Origin of the sequence: Qipengyuania qiaonensis, from assembly GCF_019711515.1 — a bacterium.
In the GTDB taxonomy this organism is placed as follows: domain Bacteria; phylum Pseudomonadota; class Alphaproteobacteria; order Sphingomonadales; family Sphingomonadaceae; genus Qipengyuania; species Qipengyuania qiaonensis.
Genome location: NZ_JAIGNO010000029.1, coordinates 1 through 2198, shown reverse-complemented (window position 1 = coordinate 2198; position 2198 = coordinate 1). Strand labels below are relative to the sequence as shown.

Annotated in this window: 1 protein-coding gene; it reads left to right on the top strand. The window is 55.7% G+C overall.

The window, feature by feature from the left end; translation table 11 throughout:
- Window positions 1-2142: MobA/MobL family protein (locus tag K3174_RS16740; protein ID WP_221560587.1), on the top strand; the 2142-nt coding region annotated here is incomplete at its 5' end.
- Window positions 2143-2198 lie beyond the last annotated feature (56 nt).

Sequence of the window (2198 nt, the reverse complement as noted above, 5' to 3'; positions counted from 1 at the left end):
AATATCACCAACCGGACGAGGCCCACACTCCGAAAAATTACGCCCCGAAGTGTGCCAAATGTTTTGACGACGGACAAATGGAAAGCCAAGATCGTCAGGGTGCCCGAGGACACGAAAAGGCATACTGGCGGGAGATGGGTAATCCCCGCGCGGTTCGGTGTCCCTGGACCATTTAGCAGCCGCCCGGTTTCCGCCGAGGGAAAAGTGTCGTTTCACTTTTCCCACGAGACGGTGACCAAGGCAACAGGAGGAAAGTCAGTGCTCGTGTCCGGCTCGAACCGGCGCCCATTGTCGTCATCGGCAACAGCCGAACACGATGCCTATGTCACGAGGCCAGATGCGGTACTGACGCTTTCTGCCGCCGATTTTGAACAGTACGCCGGCCGACCTGGGGCTCTCGGTTTGTCGGACGGTCAGACAGCCGCGATCTTCAGCAACATTTCAGATGATCCTGACGAGCGTCGCGACTTCTGGCTAAAGGTCCATCACCACGAACGGGAAGCAAGTCCGGATTGCCTGAAATTCGAGGCTAAGTTGCTCAAGTCATCTGAATGGCAGAAGCTGGCAAACGCTGACGCGCTGCCGCCAGAGGTGCGAGCAATTGCCGCGCGAATGGCAAAAATCCCTGCGCGAGCTGCGAAAAGCGAAGGGAATGCCTTCCTTGAGATCGACCTTTCCGAAGGCAAAAAGATAACGAAGGCAGCAGCCGCAGTTCTCGGATCATGGGGCCGTAAGCGCACACCGATCCGTGTGTGCAAAGGTCGTGGCGGGCGGACCCAGTTTCGGGTCACAGCGGAATTTCCATATGGAATCAATGCGGCAGCCAGAGTGCGGATTGCGCAGTCATTCTGCGACTATCTCGCGGCATTCGGAGTCATGTATACCGCCGCCATCCACGCGCCAGATGAGCATAACGATGAGCGAAACGATCACCTGCACATCACATACTACGATCGCCCTTGCACGCGACTTCCCGATAATCGCTGGGACTTTGAAGTCAGAGAGAAGATCGAAGGCCAGCACAACCGATACCGGTACCCGTTTCGCCAACCAAAAATTAGCAAACTAACTCGTGGAGGTGGCGACGAGAACTATCGGAGTCACCGTGCCGAGACTGTCAAACGGATGCGTACGCATTTTGCTGAGATCTGTAACCGCGAACTGGCAGAAGCTGGTATTGCGCGCCAGTTCGATCCTCGCAGCTACCGCGAAATGGGTATCGAGCAACAGCCCACGCAGCCTTTGGGACCGCGGGCGGCGCCACTCGAGGCTGTAGGAATTCCTACGAAGGCGGGCATCGAAAACGCTGAGATTTTATGGTCGTTCGAAATGGAAAGTGCCCGGGCGCGGTGCGAACGAGCTTATCGCCAAAGGGAGCTTCGTCAGCGTGAAGTGGCCCAAGCGGTGGACTTGCTCGGTCCCGGAGACGACAGGGATGCGTTGCGCCAAATTCAGTACGATCTGCGCGACGCTTGCAAGACGATCGATGAAAATGAAGCAGAACTCGAGCAATTTCGCATTGCTCTCGAAATGGCGTCCGCGAGACCCGAGAAAACGGTCGAAACATGTGAACGAATACTTGCAACCCTCGATGCGGGAAAGGGTTCGGAACGAGATCGCCAGGCACGCTCTCTTATCGAGGCTCGGCTGCTACAAGCCGAGGACTTTCTCGAACGCGTCGATGAGATTTGTAGCCAATTTCTGAAAGAGGTTGCGCCCATCGATGAAGGGTTGAAAGCCGCCAGAGAGAAGGTCGCGGCATTGCGCGCGCAGGCAGCACCATTGATCGAGGCTGCCAATTCAGTTGCAACTAGACTTGTCGAACGTGAGACTGCTCGCGAGCAAACTGAGGAGATCGCTGCCACAACCGGCGCTGTTAATCCAGCAACCACAAAACTCGACCGGATAATGGACCGTGTCCTGGAGGATTTTCTGGTTCATCCGCCTTCCGAACGCCAGGCGAACTATACGGTCCCTGGAATCGCGAGAGAAGATTATCAGATGCTAACGTCAGAGAGCCTCTCGGCGTTGGCTCAGGCCAGGCTTAAGGAGATCGCCAAAATCCAGCGTGCTCGCGTTGTCGAGGCCATTCAAATGCTCGATGTTCATGGCGAACATGGACTAGGGTCTGTGGGGATTTAGGATTCCCATTTGCGTGGATTTGTGATTCACGCTTTGGATGGAACGCTTTGTACTGA